This is a genomic window from Janthinobacterium sp. TPC_1 (assembly GCF_056037845.1).
The window spans coordinates 3,863,444-3,888,052 of sequence record NZ_CP195157.1 but is presented as its reverse complement, the minus strand read 5'-3'; the positions used below and the strand labels follow the sequence as shown (position 1 = coordinate 3,888,052).

Annotated in this window: 23 protein-coding genes and 5 pseudogenes; 12 read left to right on the top strand and 16 right to left on the bottom strand. The window is 65.5% G+C overall.

Annotated features, from left to right (window positions below; genetic code table 11):
- Positions 1-30: 30 nt before the first annotated feature.
- Together pdxR and ACQVLG_RS19110 are read right to left on the bottom strand one after the other, a co-directional pair.
- Positions 31-1,500 carry a MocR-like pyridoxine biosynthesis transcription factor PdxR gene (gene pdxR, locus ACQVLG_RS19115; protein ID WP_474290636.1) on the bottom strand — a complete coding sequence of 490 codons (1,470 nt, stop codon included), beginning with the start codon at positions 1,498-1,500 and terminating at the stop codon, positions 31-33.
- A complete protein-coding gene (locus tag ACQVLG_RS19110) occupies positions 1,497-2,441 on the bottom strand; it encodes a hypothetical protein (protein WP_474290635.1) in 945 nt (314 codons plus the stop codon). Before ACQVLG_RS19110 ends, pdxR begins: the two co-directional genes overlap by 4 nt.
- A 151-nt stretch (positions 2,442-2,592) precedes the next feature.
- Here ACQVLG_RS19110 and ACQVLG_RS19105 point away from each other — a divergent pair, with 151 nt between their 5' ends.
- Both ACQVLG_RS19105 and ACQVLG_RS19100 read left to right on the top strand, forming a co-directional pair.
- Complete coding sequence (locus tag ACQVLG_RS19105; protein ID WP_474290634.1) at positions 2,593-3,060, top strand: META domain-containing protein; 468 nt, start codon at positions 2,593-2,595, stop codon at positions 3,058-3,060.
- 55 nt (positions 3,061-3,115) lie between these two features.
- Positions 3,116-3,826: an HAD-IA family hydrolase gene (locus ACQVLG_RS19100; protein ID WP_230540876.1), complete on the top strand. Its 711-nt coding sequence runs from the start codon at positions 3,116-3,118 to the stop codon at positions 3,824-3,826.
- On the opposite strand, the gene ACQVLG_RS19095 is transcribed toward ACQVLG_RS19100, so the two are convergent.
- The 5 genes and pseudogenes from ACQVLG_RS19095 to ssuE form a co-directional block, all read right to left on the bottom strand.
- Positions 3,783-4,613: an ATP-binding cassette domain-containing protein gene (locus ACQVLG_RS19095; protein WP_474290633.1), complete on the bottom strand. Its 831-nt coding sequence runs from the start codon at positions 4,611-4,613 to the stop codon at positions 3,783-3,785. The two genes, ACQVLG_RS19100 and ACQVLG_RS19095, sit on opposite strands and share 44 nt — an antisense overlap.
- 17 nt (positions 4,614-4,630) lie before the next feature.
- A pseudogene (gene ssuC / locus ACQVLG_RS19090) lies at positions 4,631-5,421 on the bottom strand (aliphatic sulfonate ABC transporter permease SsuC).
- Position 5,422: 1 nt separating this feature from the next.
- Positions 5,423-6,583, bottom strand: a complete 1,161-nt coding sequence (gene ssuD / locus ACQVLG_RS19085; protein ID WP_070218242.1) for an FMNH2-dependent alkanesulfonate monooxygenase — start codon at positions 6,581-6,583, stop codon at positions 5,423-5,425.
- A gap of 12 nt (positions 6,584-6,595) precedes the next feature.
- Complete coding sequence (locus ACQVLG_RS19080; protein ID WP_474290632.1) at positions 6,596-7,600, bottom strand: sulfonate ABC transporter substrate-binding protein; 1,005 nt, start codon at positions 7,598-7,600, stop codon at positions 6,596-6,598.
- 24 nt (positions 7,601-7,624) lie between these two features.
- Positions 7,625-8,245, bottom strand: a complete 621-nt coding sequence (gene ssuE / locus ACQVLG_RS19075; RefSeq protein WP_474290631.1) for an NADPH-dependent FMN reductase — start codon at positions 8,243-8,245, stop codon at positions 7,625-7,627.
- Positions 8,246-8,501: 256 nt separating this feature from the next.
- Between ssuE and ACQVLG_RS19070 the strand changes: the two are divergent.
- From ACQVLG_RS19070 to ACQVLG_RS19050, 5 genes and pseudogenes are all read left to right on the top strand, one after another.
- Positions 8,502-9,727 (top strand): annotated as a pseudogene (locus ACQVLG_RS19070) (acyl-CoA dehydrogenase family protein).
- 21 nt (positions 9,728-9,748) lie between these two features.
- Positions 9,749-10,576: a MetQ/NlpA family ABC transporter substrate-binding protein gene (locus ACQVLG_RS19065; protein WP_474290630.1), complete on the top strand. Its 828-nt coding sequence runs from the start codon at positions 9,749-9,751 to the stop codon at positions 10,574-10,576.
- Positions 10,577-10,579: 3 nt separating this feature from the next.
- Positions 10,580-11,970, top strand: a pseudogene (locus ACQVLG_RS19060) (LLM class flavin-dependent oxidoreductase).
- Between the two features lie 86 nt (positions 11,971-12,056).
- Positions 12,057-12,956, top strand: a complete 900-nt coding sequence (bla, locus tag ACQVLG_RS19055) for a subclass B3 metallo-beta-lactamase (protein WP_474290629.1) — start codon at positions 12,057-12,059, stop codon at positions 12,954-12,956.
- A 73-nt stretch (positions 12,957-13,029) separates the two neighbouring features.
- The gene (locus tag ACQVLG_RS19050; protein WP_474290628.1) at positions 13,030-13,509 is read left to right on the top strand and encodes an META domain-containing protein; all 480 of its coding nucleotides are present in this window, start codon (positions 13,030-13,032) and stop codon (positions 13,507-13,509) included.
- A gap of 97 nt (positions 13,510-13,606) precedes the next feature.
- Here ACQVLG_RS19050 and epsC read toward each other — a convergent pair.
- Positions 13,607-14,562: pseudogene (gene epsC, locus ACQVLG_RS19045) on the bottom strand (serine O-acetyltransferase EpsC).
- A gap of 189 nt (positions 14,563-14,751) precedes the next feature.
- Here epsC and ACQVLG_RS19040 point away from each other — a divergent pair.
- Positions 14,752-15,939 (top strand): multidrug effflux MFS transporter, encoded by a 1,188-nt coding sequence (locus tag ACQVLG_RS19040; protein ID WP_474290627.1) that lies wholly within the window; start codon positions 14,752-14,754, stop codon positions 15,937-15,939.
- A 127-nt stretch (positions 15,940-16,066) separates the two neighbouring features.
- On the opposite strand, the gene ACQVLG_RS19035 is transcribed toward ACQVLG_RS19040, so the two are convergent.
- Complete coding sequence (locus ACQVLG_RS19035; protein ID WP_230540888.1) at positions 16,067-16,363, bottom strand: hypothetical protein; 297 nt, start codon at positions 16,361-16,363, stop codon at positions 16,067-16,069.
- A gap of 77 nt (positions 16,364-16,440) precedes the next feature.
- A complete protein-coding gene (locus ACQVLG_RS19030; RefSeq protein ID WP_230540889.1) occupies positions 16,441-16,881 on the bottom strand; it encodes a carboxymuconolactone decarboxylase family protein in 441 nt (146 codons plus the stop codon).
- Positions 16,882-16,984: 103 nt separating this feature from the next.
- On the opposite strand from ACQVLG_RS19030, the pseudogene ACQVLG_RS19025 reads away from it, so the two are divergent.
- Both ACQVLG_RS19025 and ACQVLG_RS19020 read left to right on the top strand, forming a co-directional pair.
- Positions 16,985-17,152: pseudogene (locus tag ACQVLG_RS19025) on the top strand (GntR family transcriptional regulator); the annotation flags it as partial.
- A 70-nt stretch (positions 17,153-17,222) separates the two neighbouring features.
- Positions 17,223-18,458, top strand: coding sequence for an aminotransferase-like domain-containing protein (locus ACQVLG_RS19020; protein ID WP_474290626.1), 1,236 nt, complete (start codon positions 17,223-17,225; stop codon positions 18,456-18,458).
- On the opposite strand, the gene ACQVLG_RS19015 is transcribed toward ACQVLG_RS19020, so the two are convergent.
- The 5 genes from ACQVLG_RS19015 to trxC form a co-directional block, all read right to left on the bottom strand.
- A complete protein-coding gene (locus tag ACQVLG_RS19015) occupies positions 18,427-19,017 on the bottom strand; it encodes a DUF1287 domain-containing protein (RefSeq protein WP_474290625.1) in 591 nt (196 codons plus the stop codon). The two genes, ACQVLG_RS19020 and ACQVLG_RS19015, sit on opposite strands and share 32 nt — an antisense overlap.
- Positions 19,018-19,079: 62 nt before the next feature.
- Complete coding sequence (locus ACQVLG_RS19010) at positions 19,080-19,415, bottom strand: DUF6616 family protein (protein ID WP_474290624.1); 336 nt, start codon at positions 19,413-19,415, stop codon at positions 19,080-19,082.
- A gap of 17 nt (positions 19,416-19,432) precedes the next feature.
- Positions 19,433-20,179, bottom strand: a complete 747-nt coding sequence (locus ACQVLG_RS19005; protein ID WP_474290623.1) for a HEAT repeat domain-containing protein — start codon at positions 20,177-20,179, stop codon at positions 19,433-19,435.
- Positions 20,176-20,697 (bottom strand): MarR family winged helix-turn-helix transcriptional regulator, encoded by a 522-nt coding sequence (locus ACQVLG_RS19000; RefSeq protein WP_474295717.1) that lies wholly within the window; start codon positions 20,695-20,697, stop codon positions 20,176-20,178. The genes ACQVLG_RS19005 and ACQVLG_RS19000 overlap by 4 nt, the downstream gene beginning before the upstream one ends.
- A gap of 70 nt (positions 20,698-20,767) precedes the next feature.
- On the bottom strand, positions 20,768-21,220 hold the full coding sequence (trxC, locus tag ACQVLG_RS18995; protein ID WP_474290621.1) for a thioredoxin TrxC: 453 nt from the start codon (positions 21,218-21,220) through the stop codon (positions 20,768-20,770).
- Between the two features lie 264 nt (positions 21,221-21,484).
- Between trxC and ACQVLG_RS18990 the strand changes: the two genes are divergently transcribed.
- Positions 21,485-22,825, top strand: coding sequence for a coniferyl aldehyde dehydrogenase (locus ACQVLG_RS18990; RefSeq protein WP_474295715.1), 1,341 nt, complete (start codon positions 21,485-21,487; stop codon positions 22,823-22,825).
- Here ACQVLG_RS18990 and ACQVLG_RS18985 read toward each other — a convergent pair whose 3' ends face one another.
- The gene (locus ACQVLG_RS18985) at positions 22,826-23,431 is read right to left on the bottom strand and encodes a LysE/ArgO family amino acid transporter (protein ID WP_474290620.1); all 606 of its coding nucleotides are present in this window, start codon (positions 23,429-23,431) and stop codon (positions 22,826-22,828) included.
- A gap of 206 nt (positions 23,432-23,637) precedes the next feature.
- On the opposite strand from ACQVLG_RS18985, the gene ACQVLG_RS18980 reads away from it, so the two are divergent.
- Positions 23,638-24,543 (top strand): LysR family transcriptional regulator ArgP, encoded by a 906-nt coding sequence (locus ACQVLG_RS18980; protein ID WP_474290619.1) that lies wholly within the window; start codon positions 23,638-23,640, stop codon positions 24,541-24,543.
- Positions 24,544-24,609 lie beyond the last annotated feature (66 nt).

The window sequence follows — 24,609 nt, the reverse complement described above, 5'->3', positions numbered from 1 at the left end:
TTCCTTACATATAACAGACCACTTGCGCAATCACCCCAGGGCGCGGGCCAGGCGGACGATGCCGCTGTCGATCTCGTGCGGCGTGAGCGCGGCAAAGCCCAGCAGCCAGCCGCCCCGCACCGGCGGCGTCGCATACAGCCGGCTCAGGCCCGGCAGCACGATGCCCGCCTGGGCCGCCAGGCGCAGCGTTTCCAGCTCTGCCCTGCCCTCGTGCAGCAGGCATGGCAGTTGCAAGCCGCCCGGCGGCAGCTGCGCCGTGACGACGTGCGGCAAATGCCGCTGCACGGCCTGCGCCATCGCGTCGCGGCGCACGGCGTAGACCTTGCGCATGGCGCGCACATGGGCCGCGAAATGGCCGTCGGCGATGAAACGGGCCAAGGTCAGCTGATCCAGTTGCGGCGTGTGGCCATCAAGGATGCTGCGCGCATAGGTCATCGGTGTCACCAGCACGGGCGGCAGCACCATGTAGCCGATGCGCAGTCCCGGATACAGCGACTTGGCGAAGGTGCCCAGGTAAATCGTGCGCTGCCGCGTGTCTAGCCCCTGCACGCACGCCGTCGGCAAGCCCGCATAGTGAAACTGGCTGTCGTAATCGTCTTCGATGATCCAGCCCTGGCGCTCCGCCGCCCACGCAACCAGCTCCAGGCGGCGCCCGAGCGCCAGGGTGGCGCCCGTCGGGTATTGATGCGACGGCGTGACATAGATCGTGTTGGCCCCGCTGCGGTCCGCGCGCAGGTGGTCGATGGACAAGCCATCGGCATCGACAGGCACGGGCACCACCCGCAATTGCGCCATCTCGAAAGCCTTGCGGGCGCCGAAATAGCCGGGATCTTCCATCAGGATGGGGCCATGCGCGTCGGCCAGCACCTGCGCGCACAGGTACAGGGCCTGGCGCGTGCTGCTCAGCACCAGCACCTGGCCGGCCGTGGCCCGCGCGCCCCGCTCCAGATTCACATAGTCGGCGATGGGCTGGCGCAGCGGCTCGGCGCCTTGCGGGTCGCCGTGCAGCAGCACATGGTGTTCGCCGGCGGCCTGGCGCCGCAAGCGCTCCCACACGTCGACGGGAAAGGCCCGCGTTTCCGGCAAGCCCGTGGCGAAAGCCTTCACGCTTTGCTGGTCGGCCACGCCGCCGCTGGCGAGGATCTGCGCGCCGCGCGCGCTGAGCGCCACCGGCTGCGGGGACAAGGGCTGCAGCGTCGTCGCAGGCTTGCCCAGCAAGCTCGCGCCGACCGTCGCCGACACAAAACTGCCCGATCCCGCCTGCCGCCGGATGTAGCCATCGAGGCGCAGCTGCGCATACGCCATTTCCACCGTCTCGCGCGACACGCCCAGCGACTGCGCCAGCGCGCGCGTGGCCGGCAGGCGCAGGCCGGGCGCCAGCACGCCATCGAGTATCAGCTGGCGCAGTGCGCGCTGCACGCGCACGCGCAAGTCGAGCGCCGCCAGTTCGGGCGCGGCGATACGGATTTTCAGGGTGTCGAGTTCGAACTGCGGCGTCATATGGCCTTGGCGCGGGCCGCATCCACGGCCGCCATGCTGCTGGCCAGCGAAAACCCGTGCTGCTGCAGCACCGCCACCAGCTGTTCGCCAGCGCAGCCCAGGCGCAGGTTTTCCGCCACCCAGTCCAGCCATTCGCGACTGATGTCCGGCATCGGCTCATCGTCCAAGGCGAGACCGAGTATGCAGCTGGCCAGTAAACCATTGATGCGCTTCGTGTCGATCAAGTGCTGCACCACCGCGTGGCCCGACTGGGGGAACGGATGCAGGGTACAGCGGCCAAATGGCGCCAGGCGCTGCGCGTGCATGGCGTCGAGGTTGACCGATTCGCTGGCGCTGGCGCCTCCTCCCCCGTTGGCCACGTCCGGCCGCGTGCCGAACAGCAGGTGCAGCTGCGTCTTGTCCGTCGCCCTGGCGCGGCACAGGGCCGCCAGGTCGTAGTATCCCGAGGCTGGCGGATCCTGCGCCAGCGATTCCATCATCACGGGCAGCCAGCGCAGCTCGTGGTACAAACGCGCCTGCTGCACGTCCAGAAAAGACAAGGGTCCGAAGGCGACGATCTGCTGCGCATCGAGCAGCACGCCATACATGACGGCCGCATACGCGCCCATGGACTGGCCCAGGGTGGCGACCTGGCTCGGTGCGATGCGGCGCACGAGGTCGCGCAAGGCTTGCGCCGTCTCATCCACGTGGCTGCCCAGGCCCGCGATGCGGCGGTGATACCAAGCATTGCCCGAATCGCGCACGAGTATCTTGTTCAGATACTGGCCGCTGGCCTGCTCCAGCTTTTTCAGGCGCCCGTAGAAATCGAAGGCGGGGCGCGTCGTCCACGAGACGAAGCCGAAGGCGATGACCAGCGGCGCGCCAGGCACGATGCGGTCGACCAGCACGTCGTCGGCAGTGGTGGCGACCAGTCGATTATCCAGCGCTTGCGCTTGCAGCATCGGCCCCGCTCCCCGATCAAGATTGAAACAGCAGAAAGCATGAGTTTAATGCCAGAACTGGCAAAATAGCAACATTCGCCGCTGCGGTACGCGGGCGGGCACGAAAAAACTGCTAGTCTGGCGGCTATTCGCCTTGACACTGGAGTTCACCATGCTGCATCGCCTGACGCATCGTTTCAAATACCTGTCCCTCGCCGCCGTCATCGCCATGGCCGGAGGCTGCGCCGCCACGCCCGGCAGTGCCAGGCCGGACACGGGCCTGACGCCCACGTACAGCCTGACGAATACCTACTGGAAGCTGACGGAGCTCGATGGCGCCCCCGTGACGATGGCGCCGCAGCAGGAGCGCGAAGTGCGCATCACCCTCACCGACGATGGCAAGGTCCACGGTTTTACGGGCTGCAACCGGGTGATGGGCGGCTACACGCTGGCCGGCACGGCCCTGCGCTTCACGCAGCTGGCCGGCACGCGCATGGCCTGCCCGCCGCCCCTAATGCAGCTGGAAAGCGCGGTATTGGCCAACTTGAACAGCGTGACGGGCTACCGTTTCGAAGGCGAGTACCTGATCCTGCTCAAGGATGGCGCGCCCGTGGCCCGCTTTGAATCGGTCTACCTGTGAAATAAAAACCGGCTGCCGTTACAATGGCTTCCAGCCCATCATCTGGAAGGAAGCCATGTCCGCACTGCCCTCGCCGTCGTCATCCCCAACGCCATCGGCCGCCGGCCGTTACCGGGCTTTTCTTTTTGACATGGATGGCACCGTCATCAATTCCATCGCCGCCGCCGAACGCATCTGGGGTACCTGGGCGCAGCGCCAGGGCCTCGACGTCGCCACTTTTCTGCCCACCATCCACGGCGCGCGCTCGGTCGACACCATCGCCAGACTGCGCTTGCCCGGCGTCGATGCGCAGCGCGAATCGCAGGGCATCACGGATGCGGAAATCGTCGATGTGGAAGGGATTATTGAAATTGCGGGCGCGCTGCGTTTTTTGACGTCGCTGCCGCCCGCGCAATGGGCCATCGTCACCTCGGCACCGCGCGCGCTGGCGACGGCGCGCCTGAAAGCGGCCGGCATGCCGATACCGGCCATCATGGTCACGGCGGAAGACGTCAAGGCGGGTAAACCAAAACCCGATTGCTACCTGCTGGCGGCGCAAAAACTGGGCGTGGCGCCAACCGACTGCCTGGTGTTCGAGGATGCATCGGTGGGCATCGAGGCGGGCGAGGCGGCCGGCGCGAAAGTCATGGTGGTCACGGCCACGCATGCGCACCCGCTGGCCACGCGCCACCCGGCCATCGCCAGCTATGAGGGCATCGTGGCGACCGTCGATGGCGACGGCTTTATTGTCCTGGCCGAGACGGTTGCAGCACCCGCGACAAGATAGCCTGCTCCAGCGCGGCGAAGGCCGCGGTGCCGCGCTGACGGGGGCGCGGCAAGTCCACCCGCACGTCCAGGGCGATCTGCCCCTCCTCGATCAGCAGCACGCGGTCGGCCAGGGCCACGGCTTCGGCCACGTCATGCGTCACCAGCACGGCCGTGAAACCGCGCGCCAGCCACAGCGACTCGATCAGCTGCTGCATCTCGATGCGCGTCAGGGCGTCGAGCGCGCCCAGGGGTTCGTCGAGCAGCAGCAGTTGCGGCTCGTGCACGAGGGCGCGCGCCAGCGCCACGCGCTGCTTCTGCCCGCCCGACAGGGCCGACGGCCAGTCGTCCGCCCGCTCGGCCAGGCCCACCGTCCACAGCGAAGCGGCCGCCGCGCCGACGGAACGGGGCAGGCCCAGGGCCACGTTGTCGAGCACCGTCTTCCACGGCAGCAGCCGCGATTCCTGGAACATGATGCGGATGTCGGGCGCGCCCACGCCGCTGCCGATGGCGACCCTGCCTTCATCGACGCTTTCCAGGCCCGCGATCGCGCGCAGCAAGGTGCTCTTGCCGCAGCCGCTGCGTCCCACGATGGCGACAAATTCTCCCGCTTCCAGCTGCAGGTCGACGTTTTTCAGCACGGGGCGGCTGGTGTAGGATTTGCTCAGCTTCGTCAGCTCCAGCGGGACGCCACGCCGTTGCAAAGGGGCGGACGGCACCGCCTTCGCCTGCGGCGGCGCGCTGGACGGGTCGTACTGCACGAAATGCGACAAAAAGTCCGTTTCGATCTGGATGGGGGCGAGCAGCATGGTGTCCTCTTCAATCATTAGCGGTAGGCAGGATTCCAGCGCAGGCAGTGGCGTTCCAGCCCCCGCGAGAACCAATCGGCCAGCTTGCCCAGCAGGGCGTACAGCAAAATCCCCACCAGCACGACGTCCGTTTGCAAAAATTCGCGCGCATTCATGGTCATGTAGCCGATGCCGGCCTGCGCCGAGATGGTTTCGGCGACGATCAGCAGCACCCACACGAGGCCCAGCGAAAAGCGCACGCCGACCAGGATAGACGGCATGGCGGCCGGCAGGATCACGTCGCGGTACAAAGGCCAGCCCGACAGGCCATAGCTTTTCGCCATTTCAATGAGGCCCTGGTCGGCCGAGCGGATGCCGTGGAGGTATTCAGGTAGACGGGGAAAAACACGCCGACGGCCAGCAGAAAGAGTTTCGCCGTCTCGTCGATGCCGAACCACAGAATCACCAGCGGAATCAGGGCCAATGCCGGGATGTTGCGCACCATTTGCAAGGTCGTGTCGAGCAGGGTTTCCGCGTGGCGGAAGCTGCCCGTCAATAGGCCCAGCAGCAAGCCCAGTCCCGCGCCCACGGCGAAACCGACCGTCGCGCGCCACAAGCTCGTCTTCAGGTGCAGCCACAGCTCTCCCGATGCGGCCAGGTGCCAGAAGGCTTTCGCCACGGCCCACGGCTCGGGCAGAATGCGGCTCGACAGCCAGCCCCACTGGGCGGCCAGCTGCCAGGCCAGCAGCAGCACCACGGGCAAGGCCCACGGCGCCAGCGCATGACGCCAGGGCGTGCCGGACAGCCTCTTGACGGCGGCCGTCGCCATCTCAGGCCGCCTTTTTCTGCGGCGCGGCCGGCACGATATTGCTGGCCATGACTTCGCCGAAAGGGCCGCTCAAGGATTGCTCACCCACGGCCTTGCCCTTACCCAGCAACGGGAATACCAGTTCGGCGAAGCGGTACGACTCTTCCAGGTGCGGGTAGCCGGAGAAAATGAAGGTGTCGATGCCCAGGTCCGCGTATTCCTGCATGCGCGCCACCACCGTCGGGCCATCGCCCACGAGGGCCGTGCCCGCGCCGCCGCGCACCAGGCCCACGCCGGCCCAGAGATTCGGCGATACTTCGAGCTTGTCGCGCCGCCCGCCATGCAGGGCCGCCATCCGTTGCTGGCCCACGGAATCCATCTTGCCGAACGCCGCCTGCGCCTTCGCGATGATGTCGTCGTCCAGGTGGCTGATCAGTTCATCGGCCGCGCGCCAGGCCGCCTCGTTGGTTTCGCGCACGATCACGTGCAATCGGATGCCAAACCGGACCGTGCGGCCTTTTTTTGCCGCGCGCGCGCGGATATCGGCGATTTTCTCGGCGACGGCGGCGGGCGGCTCGCCCCACGTCAGGTAGACGTCCATCTGCTCGGCCGCCAGTTCGTGCGCCGGCTCCGACGAGCCGCCGAAATACAGCGGCGGATATGGTTTCTGCACGGGCGGATACAGGGTTTTCGCGCCCTTCACCTGGATATGCTTGCCCTCGAAATCGTAGCCGGCCGCGCCGCCCTCGCCCGCCAGCGTGGCGCGCCACACCTTGATGAATTCATCGGAAATTTCATAGCGCTTGGCGTGGTCGGCAAACAGGCCGTCCGCTTCCAGCTCGCCCTGGTCGCCGCCCGTGACGACGTTGATCAAGAGGCGCCCGTTGGACAGGCGGTCGAACGTGGACGCCATGCGCACGGCCAGGCCGGGCGTGGACAGGCCGGGGCGCACGGCCACCAGGAATTTGAGCTTTTGCGTCACGCTGATCAAGGACGACGCCACCACCCACGCATCTTCGCAGGAGCGGCCCGTCGGCAGCAGCACGCCGTCGTAGCCCAGCGTGTCGGCGGCCACCGCCACCTGGCGCAAGTAATCGGCATCGACGGGGCGCGCGCCCTGCGACGTGCCCAGGTAGCGGCTGTCGCCATGGGTAGGGATAAACCAGAAGACATTCAATGACATGATATTTGTTCCTTATTTTGCGCTGGTAGCCAGCTGGCGCGCCGGCAGCAGCGCGTCCTTGACGACGATCGGTTTCGGGATCAGCTTCAGGCTGGAAAAGGCATCGGCCACCCTTTGCTGCGAGGCGATGACGTCGGGCGACACGGGTTTGACGCCGTACGCATAGCGCGAGGCGGCCAGCGCCACGACTTCCTTGCCCAGCCCCGTCTGTGCCGACAAAATCGTCGCCACCTCGTCGGGATTGTTGCGGCCCCAGTCATCGACCTTGGCCACTTCATCGAGCACGATGCGCAGGATTTCGGGATGCTTTTCCGCATACGTGCGCGAGGCCAGGTAGAACTGGTAGTTCGCCACCAGGCCCTTGCCATCGGCCAGCACGCGGGCGCCCAGCTGCTTTTCGGCGGCCGCCAGGAACGGATCCCAGATGGCCCAGGCGTCCACGCTGCCGCGCTCGAAAGCGGCGCGCGCATCGGCCGGCGGCAGGAATACGGGCTGGATGTCGGCATAAGCGACACCGGCCTTTTCCAGCGCCTTCAACAACAGGTAATGCACGTTCGAGCCCTTGTTCAGGGCGATTTTCTTGCCCTTCAAGTCGGCCAGGGTGCGCAGGCCGGAACCCTTGGGCACGACGATGGCTTCGCTGGCTGGCGACGCCGGCTCATTGCCGACATACACCAGGTTGGCGCCGGCCGCCTGGGCAAAGATCGGCGGCGCCTCGCCCACGGTGCCGAAATCGATGCTGCCCACGTTGAGGCCTTCCAGCAGCACGGGGCCGGCCGGAAATTCCGTCCATTTCACGCCCACGCCCTGCTCGGCCAGGCGTTTTTCCAGCGTGCCGCGCCCCTTCAGCAACGTCAGGGTGCCGTATTTTTGGTACCCAATACGCACCTGTACCTCGCCCTTGGCCTGCGCCTGCGCCGCGGCCGGCATGCCGGCCGCCATCACGCCGGCGACGGCGGAAAACAGCAGGCCCAGGGTGGTACGGCGCGAGAGGCGTTGTGCGTGGCGGTGTGTCATGGCAGTTCCTTGGTCGGTGAATAATCAGGCGGCTTGATAGTGGGGAGCATAAGGCTGCTCTTGCAGCGAACGCACGGGGTGCGGGACTTCTGCCGGCACGGACGGACGCCGGCCCTGCAGCACGAACAGGCCCGTGGCGAGTTCCTCGATGCCGGCCTGGACACGCGCGGCAATCGGCGCGTCCAGGCTCAATCCCCCCTCTTCGTGCCATGCCAGCTGCTGCGCATTCGCATAAATGCTGGTAAACACCTGCTTGGCGCCCAGCGCATGCAGTACGGGACGCAGCGCATAGTCGAGCGCCAGGGTGTGTGCATGGCCGCCGCCCGTGGCCAGCGGCAGCACCAGCTTGCCGGCCAGGCCATCTTGCGGCAGCAGGTCGAGGAAGGCTTTCAGCAATCCTGTATACGACGCCTTGTAGATGGGCGTGGCGATCACGATGGCGTCGGCATCGGCCACGGCGCGCACGGCGCGGGCGATCGCCGCGTCGTCGTAGTCGGCCAGCAGCAAGGCGCGCGCCGGCAGGTCGCGCACATGCAGCTTGGCGTAGCTGTGGCCCTGCAGCGCCAGCTGTTCGCCGATATGCAGCAGCAAACGGCTGGAACTCGATGGGAGTTGCGGGCTGCCGCCCAATAACAAGATGCTCATGTGATGCCCGTCCCTGTACGTGATGGTTTGATTTGGCTACTTGGATGCTTGCAGCCTATCGCCATCAGGAGCGCGTTAGAACGAATGCTTTCGCGCTTCGATATGCGTTTTTTGACTATCCGGGTCTGACGCCCCGCACGCCATGGCGCCGGCAGCCGCGCGGCTTTTTTTCGCATATCCATGCGCGGTTTTCTTCGTGTACGGCGCACGCGGAGCGGTGCAATATCGGCGTCATCGTCTTTCTGGAATGTCACTCATGTCTAGCGTTTTTCTCCATGCCGCCCGTCCCCAGCCGCCTGTGCCGGAACCCCTGCGGGACGCCATCAGCATCGCCACGTCGCTGGCTGCGCGCCTGGCCGAAACGGCCAATGCCCGCGACCAGGCGGGCGGCCATGCGGCGCAGGAACGCGAATGGCTGCGTGAATCGGGTTTGCTGACCCTGTCGATCCCCGTGGAATTCGGCGGTCAGGGCGCGTCGTGGCCCCTCGTGTACCAGGTGATTCGCATCCTGGCGCGGGCCGACAGCGCGCTGGCGCATGTCTTCGGCTTCCACCATCTGCAGCTGGCCGGCCTGCAGCTGTATGGCAGCGCGCAGCAGCAGCAGCAGCAGCGCCGCCTGCTCACCTTGACCGTCGACGAGCGCCTGTTCTGGGGCAATGCCTTGAATCCCCTCGACAAGCGGGTCACGGCGACCGACAGCGGCGACGGCTATCTCCTCGACGGCATCAAGAGCTTTGCTTCCGGCTCCGTCGGTTCCGACTGGCTGACCGTCTCCGCCTGGCACGCGCCCACGCAGACGGCGCTGATCGCCGCCCTGCCCACGCGCCAGGACGGCGTGAGCGTGCAGGCGGATTGGGACGCCTTCGGCCAACGCCAGACAGACAGCGGCAACGTGCATTTTCAACAAGTTCATCTGCCGCATGAGCTGGTGCTGCAGGCGCCCGCGCAGGCCGCCACGCCGCAAGCCACCGTGCGCTCGCAGACCGCGCAGCTGATCATGGCGAATCTCTACCTGGGCATCGCCGAAGGCGCCTTCGAGGCGGCGCGCCGCTACACGGACGAACAGGCGAAAGCCTGGTTTGCCTCGGGCGTGGACAAGGCAACGGACGATCCTTTGGTTCAGCACCGCTACGGCCAGCTGTGGCTCTTGCTGCGCCCCGCACAAGTGCTGGCCGACGCGGCGGCGCAGGAACTGGAAAAGGTCTTCCGCAAGGGCGCGCTGGTCACGGCGCGCGCGAACGGGGCTTGCTGGCCGTCTCCGTGGCCGAAGCCAAATGCCTGGCGCACAAGGCGGGCGTGGAAATCAGCAGCCAGATGTTCGAGCTGACGGGCGCCCGTTCCACCTCGGCCCGATATGGCTTCGACCGGTACTGGCGCAACGTGCGCGTGCATACCCTGCACGACCCCATCGACTACAAGCTGCGCGACCTGGGACGCTTTGCCTTGACCGGCACGGTGCCCGAGCCGACCGCATATTCATAATTCACACACCAAGGAGCCACCATGACCATCGCCCGCCGCAGCATCGTCCTCAGCGCCCTGACCCTGGCCTTGACGGCCAGCTTCGCCCACGCCAAGGACCCGAAAGACATCACCATCGGCACCAGCGCCGGGCCGTACGCAGACCAGATCAAGCTGGGCATCAAGCCTATCCTGGAAAAGCAGGGCTACAAGGTCAAGCTGGTGGAATTCAACGACTACATCCAGCCGAATTTCGCGCTGGCCGAGGGTTCGCTGGACGCCAACGTGTTCCAGCACATCGTCTACCTGAAGAAATTCGCGCTCGAGCACAAGCTGGCTCTGACCGATCTTGTCACGATCCCCACGGCGCCGATCGCCATCTACAGCAAGAAGCACAAGACGCTGGACGACGTGAAGGAAGGCACGACGGTGGGCTTGCCGAACGATCCGACCAACCAGGCGCGCGCGCTGGTGCTGCTCGATCAATTGGGCTGGATCAAGCTGCGCGCCAGCTTCGACCCCGTGCGCGCGTCGGAAAAGGATATCGCCGTCAACACGAAGAAAATCAAGCTGCTGCCGCTGGAGGCGGCGCAGCTGCCACGCTCGCTGGGCGACACCGATTACTCCTTCATCAACGGCAATTACGCGCTGGCGTCGGGGCTGAAACTGACGGAGGCGCTGGTGGCCGAGAAAATCTCGCCCAACTACATCAACCTGGTGGCCATCCGCACGGCCGACAAGGACAAGCAGTTCGCCAAGGACCTGGCCGCCGCCTACCGCTCGCGCGAATTCCTCGACATCACGAATAAACACTTTGCCGGCTATTCGAAACCCGATTACCAGCAAGCCTTGCAGACGGCGGCCAAATAAGCCATGGCCAAGACGATACGCTTCAACGCCTTCCAGATGAATACCGTCGGCCACCAGTCGCCGGGACTGTGGACGCATGCGCGCGACCGCAGCCACCGCTATACGGATGCTGCGCACTGGACGGAGCTGGCGCGCCTGCTGGAAGCGGGCCTGTTCGACGCGGTGTTCCTGGCCGACGTGCTGGGCGTGTATGACGTGTACCGGGGCAGCCTCGATGCGGCCCTGGAACACGGCGTGCAGGTGCCGCTGAACGACCCGCTGGCCCTCGTGCCCATCATGGCGCAAGCCACCACGCACCTGGGTTTCGGCGTCACCTGCGCCCTCACCTACGAACATCCGTACACGTTCGCGCGGCGCATCTCCACCCTCGACCACCTGACGGGTGGACGCATCGGCTGAATATCGTTACCGGCTATTTAGACAGCGCGGCGCGCAACCTGGGCTTGCAACAGCAGCTGGGCCACGACGAACGCTACGACCTGGCCGACGAATACCTGGAAGTCGTCTACAAGCTGTGGGAAAAAAGCTGGGACGACGACGCCGTCGTCAACGACAAGGCGCGCGCAATCTACGCCGATCCGGCCAAGGTACATCCGATCAACCATGCCGGGCGCCACTACCAGGTGCCCGGCATCCATCTGTGCGAGCCGTCGCCGCAGCGCACGCCGCTGCTGTACCAGGCGGGCACCTCGCCGCGCGGCACGCGATTTGCGGCGCGCCATGCGGAAGCCACGTTTGTCAGTGGCCCCAGCAAGACGGTAGTGAAACGCTACGCCGACGACCTGCGCGCCGCCGTGCGGCTGGCCGGACGCGATGGCGACGCGCTGCTGATCTACGCGCAGGCGCTGGTCATAACGGGCGCCACGGAAGCCGAGGCACGCGCCAAACACGCCGACTATCTGCGCCACGTCAATATCGAGGCGGCGCTGGTGCTGCTGTCGGGCTGGACGGGCGTCGATTTCAGCCGCTACCCGCTCGACGCCACCATCGACTACATCGATTCCCCGGCCGGGCGCTCGGCGCTGGCCTCGTTCAGCCAGGCCGACCCGAGTCGCACGTGGACGGTGCGCGAGGCAGCCGAATACATCGGCCTGGGCGGGCGCGGCCCCGTGCTGGTGGGCGATGCGCGCCAGGTGGCCGACCAGCTGGAAGCGTGGCTGGACGAGACGGGCATCGACGGCTTCAATCTCGCCTTCGCCGTGGCGCACGACAGCATGGCCGACGTGGTGGCCCACATCGTGCCGGAACTGCAGCGGCGCGGCCGCTACCGCACCGCCTACGAGGAAGGCACCCTGCGCCACAAGGTCTTCGGCCAGGGTTCGCGCCTGCCGGCCGATCACGCGGGGCGCCAGGTCAGCATCGCGCCAGACGAGGCCACGCTCGCCGCGGCCTGAACGCCGCCCGCGTCCCCGCGGGCATTTGCATCCAGACCCGTTCCGTGTCAGCATACGCCACCCTGGCAACACGGATAAGGATCGCAATGCCCCCCACTCTTACACGCGCGCTGGCAGTGGCGCTGCTGGCAGGCCATGGCGCCCTGGCATTGGCGCAGGAGCCAGCCACGCCGCCGACGCCTGGCTGCGACGTCTGCGCCGCCTGGAATGCCGACCAGACGCCGTTCCGCATCTTCGGCAATACCTATTATGTGGGCGTGAAAGGCCTGAGTTCCGTGCTCCTCACGTCACCGCAGGGCCATGTGCTGATCGACGGCGGCTTGCCGGAATCGGCACCGAAGATCATCGCCAATATCGGCGCGCTGGGATTTCGCATCGAGGACGTCAAGCTGATACTCAATTCGCACGGCCATATCGACCACGCGGGCGGCCTGGCCGAACTGCAGCGGCGCAGCAATGCGCTGGTGGCCGCCAGCCCGTCGGCCGCGCTGGACCTGGCGTCGGGCGAAGTGGGGCCGGACGACCCGCAATACCACGCGCTGCCCAAGTATCCGCCCGTGAAGGACATGCGTCTGGCGCGCGACGGCGGCCAGTTCAATGTCGGCCCGATTCAACTGACGGCGCACGCCACGCCGGGCCACACGCCCGGGGGCCTGAGCTGGACGTGGCAATCGTGCGACGGCCCCCGCTGCCTGAACATGGTCTACGCGGACAGCATCAACGCCGTTTCGCGCCCCGGCTTCAAGTTCAGCGCCAGCAGCGAGTATCCGAACGCGGTGGACGACCTGCGCCGCAGCTTCGAAACCCTGGAAAAACTGCCTTGCGACGTGCTGATCTCCGCCCATCCGGAGGCGTCGCAGCTATGGGAACGGCTGGAGGCGAGCGCCACGGCCGGCAGCGAGGCCTTCGTCGACCAGCAAGCCTGCCGCGCCTACGCGGCGGCGGCGCGCACCTTGCTCGAGGCGCGGCTGGAGCAGGAGCGGTAGGCTTGTCAACCGTGCACGCTGGCGCGGCGCCGATCTGCTAATCTGGCGCCATTCATTTGAAGAAGGAAATGCCATGTTCAATATCGCCAGACTGATCCCCCTCGCCGCCATCGTCGCCATCACCGCCGGCTGCGCGCAAACGCCCGTGCGCAGCGACGCTGCCGCCGCCGCGCCAGGCGCCACCTCGCCCGCCAAGCCGGCGCCGAAGCTGACGGGCACGCAGTGGAAGCTGAAGGAATTGAAGGGCAAGAAAATCGTGCGCAAGGCGCCCGAGCAGCGCGAAGTGACCCTGCTGCTGGCCGAAGGCCGCGCCGCTGGCCACAGCGGCTGCAACCAGATGATGGGCGGCTACACCAGCGATGGCGTCAGCACCCTGGCCTTCGGGCAGATGGCCGGCACCATGATGATGTGCCAGCCGCAGGACATGGATCTCGAACGCGAACTCCTGACCACCCTGGGCGAAGTCAATGGCTACCGCTATGCGGACCAGGAATTGCTGCTGCTGAAGGATGGCGTGCCCGTGGCGCGGTATGAAGCGCTGACGGTGAAGTAAGGTTTTTGCAAAGCCAAGCGCCACGCCAAAGCTGTGGGGTCAGACCGCCGGGTCTGACCCCAGCCTTAGCTCTGGGCTTACTCCCCTTTCGCCACACCTAATCGTTGCGCATCTGCGCCTGCGATACGTTACTCTCAGGCGGCACGCTCTGCGTCAGCCACACATTCCCCCCGATAGTCGATCCCGCGCCGATGGTGATGCGCCCCAGCACGGTCGCGCCCGCGTAAATGACCACGTCGTCCTCGACGATGGGGTGGCGCGGCGTGCCCTTGATCAGCGCGCCGGATGCATCGGCTGGAAAACGCTTGGCGCCCAGGGTGACGGCCTGGTACAGACGCACACGCTGGCCGATGATGGCCGTCTCGCCGATCACTACGCCCGTGCCATGGTCGATGAAGAAGGAGGCGCCGATGTGCGCGCCCGGGTGGATGTCGATGCCCGTCAGCGTGTGCGCGCGATGTCGGCGATCAGGCGCGCCAGGAAAGGCGCACCGAGCGCGTGCAGCTGGTGCGCCAGGCGATGGTACAAAATGGCGATGGTGCCCGGATAGCACAGCATGATCTCGGCCACCGAGGTGGCGGCCGGGTCGCCCGCGTAGGCGGCCTGCACGTCCGACACCAGCAGAGCGCGGATGTCGGGCAGGCTGGCGGCGAACGCCCGCGTGATGTCGCGCGCCTGCTGCGCCAGGGCCGCATCGTCGCTGGCGCCATCGCCCTCATCGCCGGCCGGTACGGCGTGAGCCGGAGCGGAAAACAGCAAGCCGCGCCGCACCTGCTCGCTGAGGCGGTTCAGGGTGGTGTTCAGGGTATCGCCGACAAAATAGTCGATGCTTTCATCGGTCAGATTCGGCCGCCCGTAATGCGTGGGAAACAGGGCCGCCGACAGGCCGTTGACGATGGTGGTGAGCGCTTCGCGCGACGGCAGTTCGCGCACCCTGCCGTTATGGCGGATCTTGTGCTTGTCTTCGCGCGAACTGCGCAGCGCCTGGATCACGGGTCCCAGGTTCCACTGGGCCGTGTCGTCGGCGGGCGCCGCGGGATAAATGCTGTGCATGGCGTATCACTTCCAGAAAATGGCAAACAAGCCGGGTCGCCCCAGCTTAGCGGTGACGACAAGCGATGCAAACGAAGAATTTCAAGGTTCTATATGCGAAAAACGCATATAGATGGCAAACCGCCGCGGCACCGGACCCGATTCCAGCCACTAGCGTAAAATGACGGACTAACAAAAACACTCTTCAACATGACTAAATTATTAACCTGGATTTTGGCGGGCCTGGCGATGGTCGGACCGCTTGCAATTGACACCTATCTGCCGTCTTTCCCCGCCATCACGCAAGATTTCAATGCCAGCCCCCTGCTGGTGCAGCAAACCCTGAGCTTTTTCCTGTTCACGTTCGCCTTCATGATGCTGTTTTACGGCACCCTGTCCGATTCGTTCGGCCGCCGTCCCGTGATTCTCGTCTCGCTGGTGCTGTATGTGATCGCCTCCGTCGGCGCCGCGCTGGCGCCGTCGCTGGGCTGGCTGCTGGCCTGGCGCGTGCTGCAGGGGCTGTCGGCGGGCGCCGGTTCCGTGATCGGCCGCGCCATCGTGCAAGACCGCTATTCGGGCGCCGCCGCGCAAAAAATCCTCTCGCACATCATGATGGTGTTCGCGCTGGCGCCGGCCATCGCCCCCGTGCTGGGCGGCTGGCTGCAGGTCAGCCTGGGCTGGCGCTGGATCTTCTGGTTCCTGACGGCTTTCGGCGTACTGATGTTCGTCGTCGTCTGGCGCGCGCTGCCGGAAAGCCTGCCCAAGGAACAGCGCCACGCCTTCCACCTGGGCGACATCGCCGTCAATTACTGGAAAGTGCTGTGCCACAGCCAGTTCCTGCTGCTGTCGACAGCCATCGGCGCCGCCTTCGGCGGCTTCGCGCTGTACATCGGCTCGGCCGCCTACTTCATCATCAACATCCTGCACCTGCCGGAGACGGCCTTCGCCTGGCTGTTCATTCCTTTGATCAGTGGCATGGTGTTCGGTTCGGCCCTGTCGGCGAAAATCGCCCACCGCTACAGCCAGCGCCAGATGATCTGGGCCGGCTTCATCCTGATGCTGGTCGCCGCGCTGGCCAACATCGGCTACAACTATGTCTTTGCCGCCGAAGTGCCATGGGCCGTGCTGCCATTGTTCTTCTACTCGTTCGCCCTGTCCATCGCCATGCCGCCGATGACCCTGATGGCGCTGAACCACTTCCCCAACAACAGCGGCCTGGCGTCGTCGATGCAGTCGTTCATCCAGATGCTGCTGTTCGCGCTGGTCTCGGGCCTGGTGGCGCCGCTGCTGTTCGACAGCGCGCTGAATCTGGCGTATGGCGTGATGGCGGGGCTGCTGGTGAGTTTGGTTTGCTGGGTGTTTGCGCAGGGCAAGAAAGCGGAAGTGGTCAAGCAGTAACTTTTACAGCGGATTTTTCAGGACGGGGACACCTGAAAAACGTTCAGGACAAGGCGCCGTGCCGCAGGCAGTACGCTAGTACGGCCAGGCACGGCAACGCAGTCATGGACGTTTTCTCAGGCGCTCCTCAAGGCCAGGGGGCTGGCGTCACATCCAGATATTGCGCCCCGCCCTGCTCCGGTTCCGCCGCATGCTGCTGCGCCGGCTGGTTCAAGGAACCTGCCGGCGAACGCAAACTCAATATCTCCTTGCGCGTCTCGACGAAATCGGCGGAACTCAAGGGATGCTGCTGATCCGGCCAATGGCTGACGGCCCATTCCTGCAAGGCTTCAAAACGCCGCCACAGTTCCGCGATGAATTCGCGGCGCGCTTCTTCCTGCTGCTGCGGCGTCTTTTCCATTACTTCGCTGATATTGACTTCCATGGCCATTCCCTCGCTGACAGTGTCTTGCCAGACTACGCAGGGGCAGGCCAGGCGTCTGTTCGCGAACGAACACACAGTTATTCAGGCATCTTGCGGAAACCCACGGCCAGGCGGTTCCAGGTATTGATGGAGCCGATGGCCAGGGTGACGTTGACCATTTCTGCCGGCGTCAATTGTTCCGCCAGCGCCGCGTACACGTCATCGGGCGCCTGGCTTTGCGGCAGCAGGGTCAGCGCTTCCGTCCAGGCCAACACGGCCCGTTCGCGCGGCGTGAAGAACGGCGTTTCGCGCCAGACGGAGACGGCATACAGGCGGCGCTCCGTTTCGCCCGCCTTGCGCGCATCGCTCGTGTGCAGATCCACGCAAAAAGCGCAGCCATTGATTTGCGAGGCGCGCAGGCGGATCAGCTCGAGCAGCGAATGTTCCACGCCCAGTTTGGCGATCGCCGCTTCCAGCGCATACATGGCCTTGACGGCGTCGGGCGAAGCTTGCGTGAAGTCGAGTCGTTGCTGTGTCATGATGTATTCCTTGATAATGAGAGATGCGCCATTGTAGAAGCGCGAATAACGCGCGCGGCAGGCCAATCCCGCCGAAAAACGGCAGACCACCTACAGATACTCCATGGAATTACATATCCTGATCGACGGCACGCGCGACCTGGGCGGCCAGCTGTACCGCCAGCTCAGCGCAGCCATCCGCTCGGGCCGCCTGACGGACGGCCAGCAATTGCCGCCTTCGCGCCTGCTGGCCAGCCAGCTGGGCCTGTCGCGCAAGACGGTGTCCGACGTGTATGACAAGCTCGGCTATGAAAAGCTGCTGGTAGGAAAGGTCGGCGTGGGCAGCTTCGTGCAGACGCCGCATGCCTCGCCGCAGCGGCGCCATGCCAGCACGCCGCTGGCCAGCGCGCAGCGCATCGCCCGCTGGGAAACGACGCCCACGCCCCTGCGGCGCGCCAGCCAGGAAGAGCCGGCGCGCTACGCCTTCATCGGCGGACGCGCCACGCCAGCGCATTTCCCGCAGGATGCATGGCGCGCCTGCATGCTGCACGCGCTGCGCCAGAGCGGCCAGGCGCGCGGCCGCTACGGCCCCGTGGAGGGTTTGCCGGCCTTTGCGCGCGGCGATTGCCGGTCATGCCGCCTTCAGCCGCGGCATCCATTGCACCGAGGAGCAAGTACTCGTCACCAGCGGCGCGCAGCAAGCCTTGCACCTGCTCGCGCTGACCCTGCTGGAACCGGGCGACACGGTTGCCGTGGAAGAACCCGGCTATCCGGTGGCGCGCGCCGTGTTCGCCAGCCTGGGCGCGCGCGTGGTGGGCATCGAAGTGGATGAGGATGGCCTTGTCGTCGCGCAAATCCCGGACGGCACGCGCTTGATCTATGTCACGCCCGCCCATCAATTTCCGCTCGGCATGCCGATGAGCCTGGCGCGCCGCCATGCCTTGCTGGAACGGGCGCACCAACTGGGCGCCATCATCATCGAAGACGATTACGACAGCGCCTTCCGCTACGAAGGCCGGCCCGAGGATTCCCTGCAAAGCATGGACCGCTATGGCGTCGTCGCCCACGTGGGCAGCTTTTCCAAGATCATGCTGCCGGAATTACGCCTGGGCTATGTTGTGCTGCCGCAAGCCCTCGTGGCCGCCATGCAGACGGTGAAATACCTGAGCGATTGCCACACGGCCAGTCTGAGCCAGCATGCGCTGGCCAGGTTCATCCTGGACGGCCATTTGCTGCGGCATATCCGCCGCTGCCATGACATTTATGCGGGGCGCCGCGAGCGGCTGCTGCACTGGTTCAACGGCCCCTTGGCGCCGTGGTTCCGCCTGGTGCCGGCCAGCGCCGGCTTCCACGTGGCGGCGCTGGCGCAGGCCCCGCTCGATATCGCCGAATTGCTGCGCCGGGCACGCCTGGCCGACGTCAGCCTGTATGCGCTGGCCAGCTTTTACCACGGCCCCGCCCGCCACGAAGGCCTGTTCCTCGGCTATGGCGCCATCGACAAGCTCGATATCGACACGGCGCTGGCCAGGGTGCAGGCGATCCTGCAAGAGATGGCGCCCTTGCCCCTCAGCGGGGTTGCCAGCGATAGTGCCCCGTGATCGGATAGCTGAATAAAATATTTTCCTCGCGCGCGCCTTCGCCGATGTTGTGGATGATCAGCGGCACGCCGCTCCACGACTGCTTGTCGCTGACGATGCCGATGTGCGTGAGGTTGCGCGGCAGGCGCCAGGTGACGATGTCGCCCGCGCGGTAAGCACTCGCTTGCGTGGCTGGAGGCAGGCTGGTGCCGTGGCGGGCAAAGTAGGTGCCCAGATTCGGCACGCGCCGGTGGTCGATATTGCGGTCCGGCCCCTTCATCTGCCAGCGCCCCTGCTGTTGGTACACCTGCCATGCCTTGCGCATGTCTTCGTGCACCAGCACCTGCAAATCCTGCCCAAGTTTACGGTAGGCACGCACGACCACGTCCGTGCACACGCCCCGCTCGAGCGGCACGTCGCCGCCCGGATAGGCCAGGCGCTCATAGCGCGGGTCGTACTGCAGGGTCACGCCCACCTGGCTGCGGGCGGCGGCAACCAGCGCTTGCGGGGTGGCAAGGGCTGCCGACGCCAGCATGGGCGCCAGGGCAAGCATCAGGGTGGAAAGCAGTTTGATTGGCATCAACGTCGATAATCGGATGGAAATGCCAACTTTACCTCAGCGGCAAGGAAAACGTCGGACGCTTAGACGGCGGCCAGCTGCGCCAGGTGGGCAGGGAAATCCACGGCCGGGCCAGCCGCATTGATGGTATCAAAATAATCATGCCAGCCCGTGGCGGCGATACCGGCCAGCAAGGCATCGAGCGCCGCCTCGTCCGGGAAGCGCCAGACGGCATAGAATTGCTGGGCAGCCGCATGCAGCTTGCCGCCATCGACGGCGCCCATGGCCAGCGCTTCGGCGCCCGTGCCCGACAAGGCAGCCATGCCGGCGCCCACGGTGGCGAAATACGCCTGGCGCGCGGCGCCGTCGAGGGCCAGCCAGGCCGGTTTCGGGCTGTACAGTTCCAACAGATAATGCATGTTTGTCCTCCAAACAATCAAGAAAATGAACGCTGGGCCCGCTTGCAAATGCGGGCCGTGGCGGCAACAGGGCTTTCCAGCAGCCATTGCGCGCACAGGCTGCGCACCCAGTCCGGCCGGTTCTTGGCCGCATCGTTGAGCCAGTTGGCCACGGAATCCTGCACATAGACGGCCGGATCGGCACGCAGGGGCTGCAACAGGGACAAGGCCAGCTGCGGCTCTTCCTTCAGCTCGGCGATGTGCGCGCACCACACGCCGCGCGGGCGCAGCGCTTCGCAGGCAAAGCGCCGCACTCTTTCCGACGGGTCCGCCGTCCATGGCGCCAGCAAGGCAATCGCCTCGACAAGACGCACCGCCAGATAGGGCCGCAGCGCCAGCCAGGCCCATTCGCGCACGCCAAAGTGGCCATCGTCGGCCAGCGGCCGCATGGCGGCCAGCTGTTGCGGCAAGGTCAAGCCGGGTTGGTCGGCGATGGCAAAGCAGGCCCAGCCGCGCACCGTGTCGGAAACATGGCCTTGCAATTGCGCCAGGTCAACGTTGGCATCGAGCAGCATTTGCGCTGCCAAGGCCATGCGCCGGGTAATGCCGGCGGCGGCCTGGAGCCGCATTTGTTCCATCCGTGCCCCGCCGATAGTGGGCACGGCGGCAGCCAGCAACTGGGCAAAATCGATGGCCAACCCTTCCGTCAGGGTGGTGCTGGCCACCATTCCTTGATTCAGCAGGGCCAGGCGGGCGGGGGCGATATCGGCGACGCCACGGCTCATGCAGCACCCTGCATTTCACCCTTATCCGTCTTGCGCCAGGCTTTTTCCAGCAATCCACTCAACAACTGCATTTCTTCCGGCGTGAAATCGGCAAACAGGCTGGCGATCCACTGCGCGTGCTCGTCGACCAGGGTGGCGGCAGCCATGTTTCCCTTGGCACTCAGGCGCACCAGCAGCTTGCGCCGGTCGAACTGGTCCGCGTGGCGCGCCAGGAAACCGTCGCGTTCGAGGCCGTCGAGCAAGCCCGTGATGGTGCCGCGCGTCACGCCGGCCCGTTCGGCCAGTTCGTGCGGGGAGAGCCCCTCGGGCACGTCGCGCAGCAAGGACAGCAGCACAAACTTGCCTTCCGACAAGCCATGCCGGCCCAGGCGCGAGGCGCAATCGCCATCGATGGCGGACGCCAGCCCCAGCACTTCAAAGCACAGGCGCAGCCGCCCGATGGATGCGGGCAGATCTGCGCCGAGCGCGCGGCGCTGCACGTCACCGAGCAGGGCCGTGTATTTCTGTTCGAGTTTTATCATATGGCGCAATATAATATGGCACCATATTAAATGTCAAATGGAAAACCTGAACGGCTTGCCCCTGCGTCTAGAAATGCGCCTTGTCCCTTGCCCACGCGATGATGGCGTTCGCATCGATGGCGCCCGGCTGGCGCGCCACTTCCACGCCGCGCAAAAACAGGGCCAGGGTGGGAATGCTGCGGATATTGAAACGGCTGCCCAGGTCAGGCGACGCTTCCGTATTCACCTTGACGACGCGGAACGCCGGTTCCAGGGTCCTGGCGGCTTGCACATAGAATGGCGCCATGCTGCGGCACGGGCCGCACCACGGCGCCCAGAAGTCGACCAGCACGGGAATGTCGCTGCGTTCGATATGCTTGAGGAAACGGGCGCTGGCCAGATCCACGGGCTGGCCCGTAAACAAATCCTTCTGGCACTTGCCGCAGGTGGGCTGCTCCGTGAGCCGGGCGGCCGGCAGGCGGTTGACGGCGTCGCAATGGGGGCACACGATGTGCAGGGAGTCTGGCGTGGTCGGGGTCATGGCATTCCTGGATGCAAGCTGGTTAAAGCGCTCAATCAGGCATTCTACGGCGATTCGCGCCGGTCATGGCGGCGCGCACAACAGACAATTGTTGCTTGACCATAAATACTGCAGAATAGGCATCATTGCCCGATTGCTGTACCCTGCCCGGGACGGCACTGCCAGCCCACGCGAGGAAACCCATGCACATGACCGCTCCCCCGGCGCACGCCGCGCTCGACGCCATCCTGGCACGCCAGCGCGCCGCCTGCCTGCGCGCACCCCATTCCCACGTTCGCCGAGCGCAAGCGCGACCTGCAAACCCTGCAGCGCTATATCCGCGACCACAAGCTGGCATTGTGCGAGGCCATCAGCGCCGATTATGGCAACCGTTCCCACCATGAAACCTTGCTGGCGGAGATATTCCCCGCCATCGACGGCATCGATCATGTACTGAAAAAGTTGAAAAAATGGATGCAGCCGCAGCGCCGCAGTGTGGACTGGCGCAATTTCCCGGGCGCCCGCAACCGCGTCATTCCCCAGCCGCTGGGCGTGGTGGGCGTCATCGTGCCGTGGAATTTCCCCGTCAACCTGAGTCTGGTGCCCTTGACCTACATCTTTGCCGCCGGCAACCGCGCCATGGTCAAGATGAGCGAGAACTCGCGCCACCTGGCCCGGCTGCTGATCGCGACCATGCCCGCCTATTTCCCGCCGGAAAAGCTGCAGTTTGTTGACGAGACGGGCGGCGTAGGCATTGCTTTTTCACAACTGCCGTTCGACCACCTGCTGTTTACAGGGTCCGGCCAGACGGGCCGCGCCGTCATGGCGGCGGCCGCACAGAATCTGTGCCCCGTGACGCTGGAGCTGGGCGGCAAGGCGCCGGCCATCGTCTGCGCCGATTTCGACGTGCGCACGGCTGCCGAGCGCATCCTGTTCGTCAAGTACCTGAATGCGGGGCAAATCTGCACCAGCGTCGACCACGCCTGGCTGCCCGAGGCCGGCATCGCCGCCTTCGTCGAGCATGCGCGCCGGATCATGCCCACGCGCTACCCGCGGCTCGATACGCCCGATTACACCTCCATCATCGATGAGGCCGCCTTCGAGCGCCTGCTGAAGGCCCTGGATGAAGCGCGGGAACGGGGCGCGCAAGTGATTTCGCTGCTGCCCGGCCCTGCCTGGGACCGCGCCACGCGCAAGATCGCGCCGCACATCGTGCTGGGCGCGCCCGCAGACAGCCTGCTGCTGACGCGGGAAATCTTCGGCCCCATCCTGCCCCTGCGCGGCTATACGAAGCTGGAGAACGTGATTGCCAGCATCAACGGGGGGCCGCGCCCGCTGGCCATCTATCCTTTCAGCAACGACAAGCGGACCGTGCAGATGCTGATCGACACGGTGATGTCGGGCGGCGTGTCCGTCAACGACGCCCTGTTCCATGTGGGCCAGCACGACTTGCCCTTCGGCGGCGTGGGCGAGTCCGGCATGGGCCACTACCACGGCGTCGAAGGTTTTCACACTTTCAGCAAGCTGCGTCCCGTGTTCTACCAGGCGCGCTACAGCCCCTTGACGCTGCTGCGGCCGCCGTATGGCAAGCTGGCCAGCCGCGTATTGAACTTCCTGACCCGCTGATTACAAGAACAGCGAGGCGGCGATGGCCCACATGACGAGGGCGATGATGCCGTCGAGCACGCGCCAGGCCATGGGCTTGGCAAACACGGGCGCCAGGTAGCGGGCGCCAAAGCCCAGCAGGAAGAACCACAGGGCCGAGGCCATGATGGGGCCGCCGGCAAAATAGAAACGCCCCATGCCTTCATGCTGGCCGCCGATCGAGCCGAGCAGAATGACCGTGTCGAGGAAGGCGTGCGGGTTCAGCAAGCTGAACGCGAGCGCCGCGCCGATCACGGCCCAGTAGCCTTCAGGCGCCTTGGCGGCCGATACCGTCATGGCCGTCGGGCGCCAGGCCGACTTGGCGGCGCGCAAGCCGTAGGCGATCAGGAAGGTGGCACCGCCGGCCTTGGCCCACAGCAGGAAATTGGGGTTGTCGGCAATAAAAGTGCCCATGCCGGCCACGCCGGCCGTGATTAAAATCGCATCGCACAACAGGCAGACGAGGATGCAGGTAAGCACATAATGGCGCTTCAGGCCCTGCTTGAGCAAGAAGGCGTTTTGCGTGCCGATGGCCACGATCAGGCTCGCCCCGAGCCCCATGCCTTTCAAGAAAATTGCGCTGTCCATATCGATTCCTTTCCATTGCTTTCCATCACGCGCACGGCCGCCCACGCGCTCTGCCGGCAACGGCAAAGTCATCAGAGGTAGGTGGAGGGTGGTGCGGAACCAGGGGGACCGCGCGGGAGAGTGGAGTTGTTACCCTATTTCAACAGTGTAAAGAAAAAGTAAATATAAGTATAATGAATGATTCTAACCATATATAAGAGAAACTTATGCGCGTCGTCGACTACCGTGGATTGGCCGCCCTCGACGCCGTGATCGGCCTGGGCAGCTTTGAAAAGGCGGCGCAAGCGCTGGCGATCAGCCAGCCGGCCGTGTCGCAGCGCATCCGCACCCTGGAAAACCTGGAAGGCACGTTATTGATCATCCGCAGCCACCCGCCCCTGCCCACGGAAGCGGGCCAGCGCCTGATCGCCCATTACCGCCAAGTCAAGCTGCTTGAAGCGGCGCTCGACGCCCAGCCTGGTCCCACGACGCAATTGCCGGAACTGGCCATCGCCGTCAACGCCGACAGCGCCGCCACGTGGATCCCGGAAGCGCTGGGGCCGCTGCTGTCGCCGCCGTCCTGCCTGCTCGACATCCGCCTCGACGACCAGGACCACACCCTGAGCCAGCTGCGCGAAGGCCGGGTGTTTGCCTGCGTCACCAGCGCCAACGACCTGGTGGCGGGCACCACGGCCACGCCGCTGGGCGGCATGCGCTACCTGTGCGTGGCCTCGCCCGCATTCGCCCGGCAGTGGTTTCCCCATGGATTTACGGTGGAAGCCGTCAGCCAGGCGCCCGCCATCACGTTCGGCAGCAAGGATGCCCTGCACGAACGCTACCTGCAGCACCGGCTCGGCTACGCGGGCCGCTATCCGCACCATGTGCTCGGTTCGGCGCGCGACTTCGTGCGCTTCATCGAAGCGGGCTATGCCTATGGAATGGTGCCCCTGCTGCAGGCGGAAACGGCGCTGGCCGCCGGCCGGCTGGTCGACGTGGCGGCGGGTCAGGCGCTCGACGTACCCCTGACCTGGCATGCCTGGGATATCCAGACGCCCCTCACGCGCACCCTGTCGGACGCCGTCATCGCCACGGCCCGCAAATGGCTGCTGCAAGACAACATTGTTTCTGAATAATTTCTATGCCACTGCAACAACTCCTGCCCGCCGCGCCCCGCTTGGCCTACACTGCAACCATACTGC

Excerpts from the sequence above, each read along its gene's own strand:
- ACQVLG_RS19065 (WP_474290630.1), top strand. The coding sequence starts at position 9,749 with ATGACCATCGCCCGCCGCAGCATCGTCCTCAGCGCCCTGACCCTGGCC.
- trxC (WP_474290621.1), bottom strand. The coding sequence starts at position 21,220 with ATGACCCCGACCACGCCAGACTCCCTGCACATCGTGTGCCCCCATTGC.
- ACQVLG_RS19080 (WP_474290632.1), bottom strand. The coding sequence starts at position 7,600 with ATGACACACCGCCACGCACAACGCCTCTCGCGCCGTACCACCCTGGGC.
- ACQVLG_RS19005 (WP_474290623.1), bottom strand. The coding sequence starts at position 20,179 with ATGAGCCGTGGCGTCGCCGATATCGCCCCCGCCCGCCTGGCCCTGCTG.
- ACQVLG_RS19105 (WP_474290634.1), top strand. The coding sequence starts at position 2,593 with ATGCTGCATCGCCTGACGCATCGTTTCAAATACCTGTCCCTCGCCGCC.
- ACQVLG_RS19050 (WP_474290628.1), top strand. The coding sequence starts at position 13,030 with ATGTTCAATATCGCCAGACTGATCCCCCTCGCCGCCATCGTCGCCATC.
- ACQVLG_RS19040 (WP_474290627.1), top strand. The coding sequence starts at position 14,752 with ATGACTAAATTATTAACCTGGATTTTGGCGGGCCTGGCGATGGTCGGA.
- ACQVLG_RS18985 (WP_474290620.1), bottom strand. The coding sequence starts at position 23,431 with ATGGACAGCGCAATTTTCTTGAAAGGCATGGGGCTCGGGGCGAGCCTG.
- ssuE (WP_474290631.1), bottom strand. The coding sequence starts at position 8,245 with ATGAGCATCTTGTTATTGGGCGGCAGCCCGCAACTCCCATCGAGTTCC.
- bla (WP_474290629.1), top strand. The coding sequence starts at position 12,057 with ATGCCCCCCACTCTTACACGCGCGCTGGCAGTGGCGCTGCTGGCAGGC.
- ACQVLG_RS19035 (WP_230540888.1), bottom strand. The coding sequence starts at position 16,363 with ATGGAAGTCAATATCAGCGAAGTAATGGAAAAGACGCCGCAGCAGCAG.
- pdxR (WP_474290636.1), bottom strand. The coding sequence starts at position 1,500 with ATGACGCCGCAGTTCGAACTCGACACCCTGAAAATCCGTATCGCCGCG.
- ACQVLG_RS19015 (WP_474290625.1), bottom strand. The coding sequence starts at position 19,017 with ATGCCAATCAAACTGCTTTCCACCCTGATGCTTGCCCTGGCGCCCATG.
- ACQVLG_RS19010 (WP_474290624.1), bottom strand. The coding sequence starts at position 19,415 with ATGCATTATCTGTTGGAACTGTACAGCCCGAAACCGGCCTGGCTGGCC.
- ssuD (WP_070218242.1), bottom strand. The coding sequence starts at position 6,583 with ATGTCATTGAATGTCTTCTGGTTTATCCCTACCCATGGCGACAGCCGC.
- ACQVLG_RS19100 (WP_230540876.1), top strand. The coding sequence starts at position 3,116 with ATGTCCGCACTGCCCTCGCCGTCGTCATCCCCAACGCCATCGGCCGCC.
- ACQVLG_RS19030 (WP_230540889.1), bottom strand. The coding sequence starts at position 16,881 with ATGACACAGCAACGACTCGACTTCACGCAAGCTTCGCCCGACGCCGTC.
- ACQVLG_RS19020 (WP_474290626.1), top strand. The coding sequence starts at position 17,223 with ATGCCTCGCCGCAGCGGCGCCATGCCAGCACGCCGCTGGCCAGCGCGC.
- ACQVLG_RS19110 (WP_474290635.1), bottom strand. The coding sequence starts at position 2,441 with ATGCTGCAAGCGCAAGCGCTGGATAATCGACTGGTCGCCACCACTGCC.
- ACQVLG_RS18980 (WP_474290619.1), top strand. The coding sequence starts at position 23,638 with ATGCGCGTCGTCGACTACCGTGGATTGGCCGCCCTCGACGCCGTGATC.
- ACQVLG_RS19095 (WP_474290633.1), bottom strand. The coding sequence starts at position 4,613 with ATGCTGCTCGCCCCCATCCAGATCGAAACGGACTTTTTGTCGCATTTC.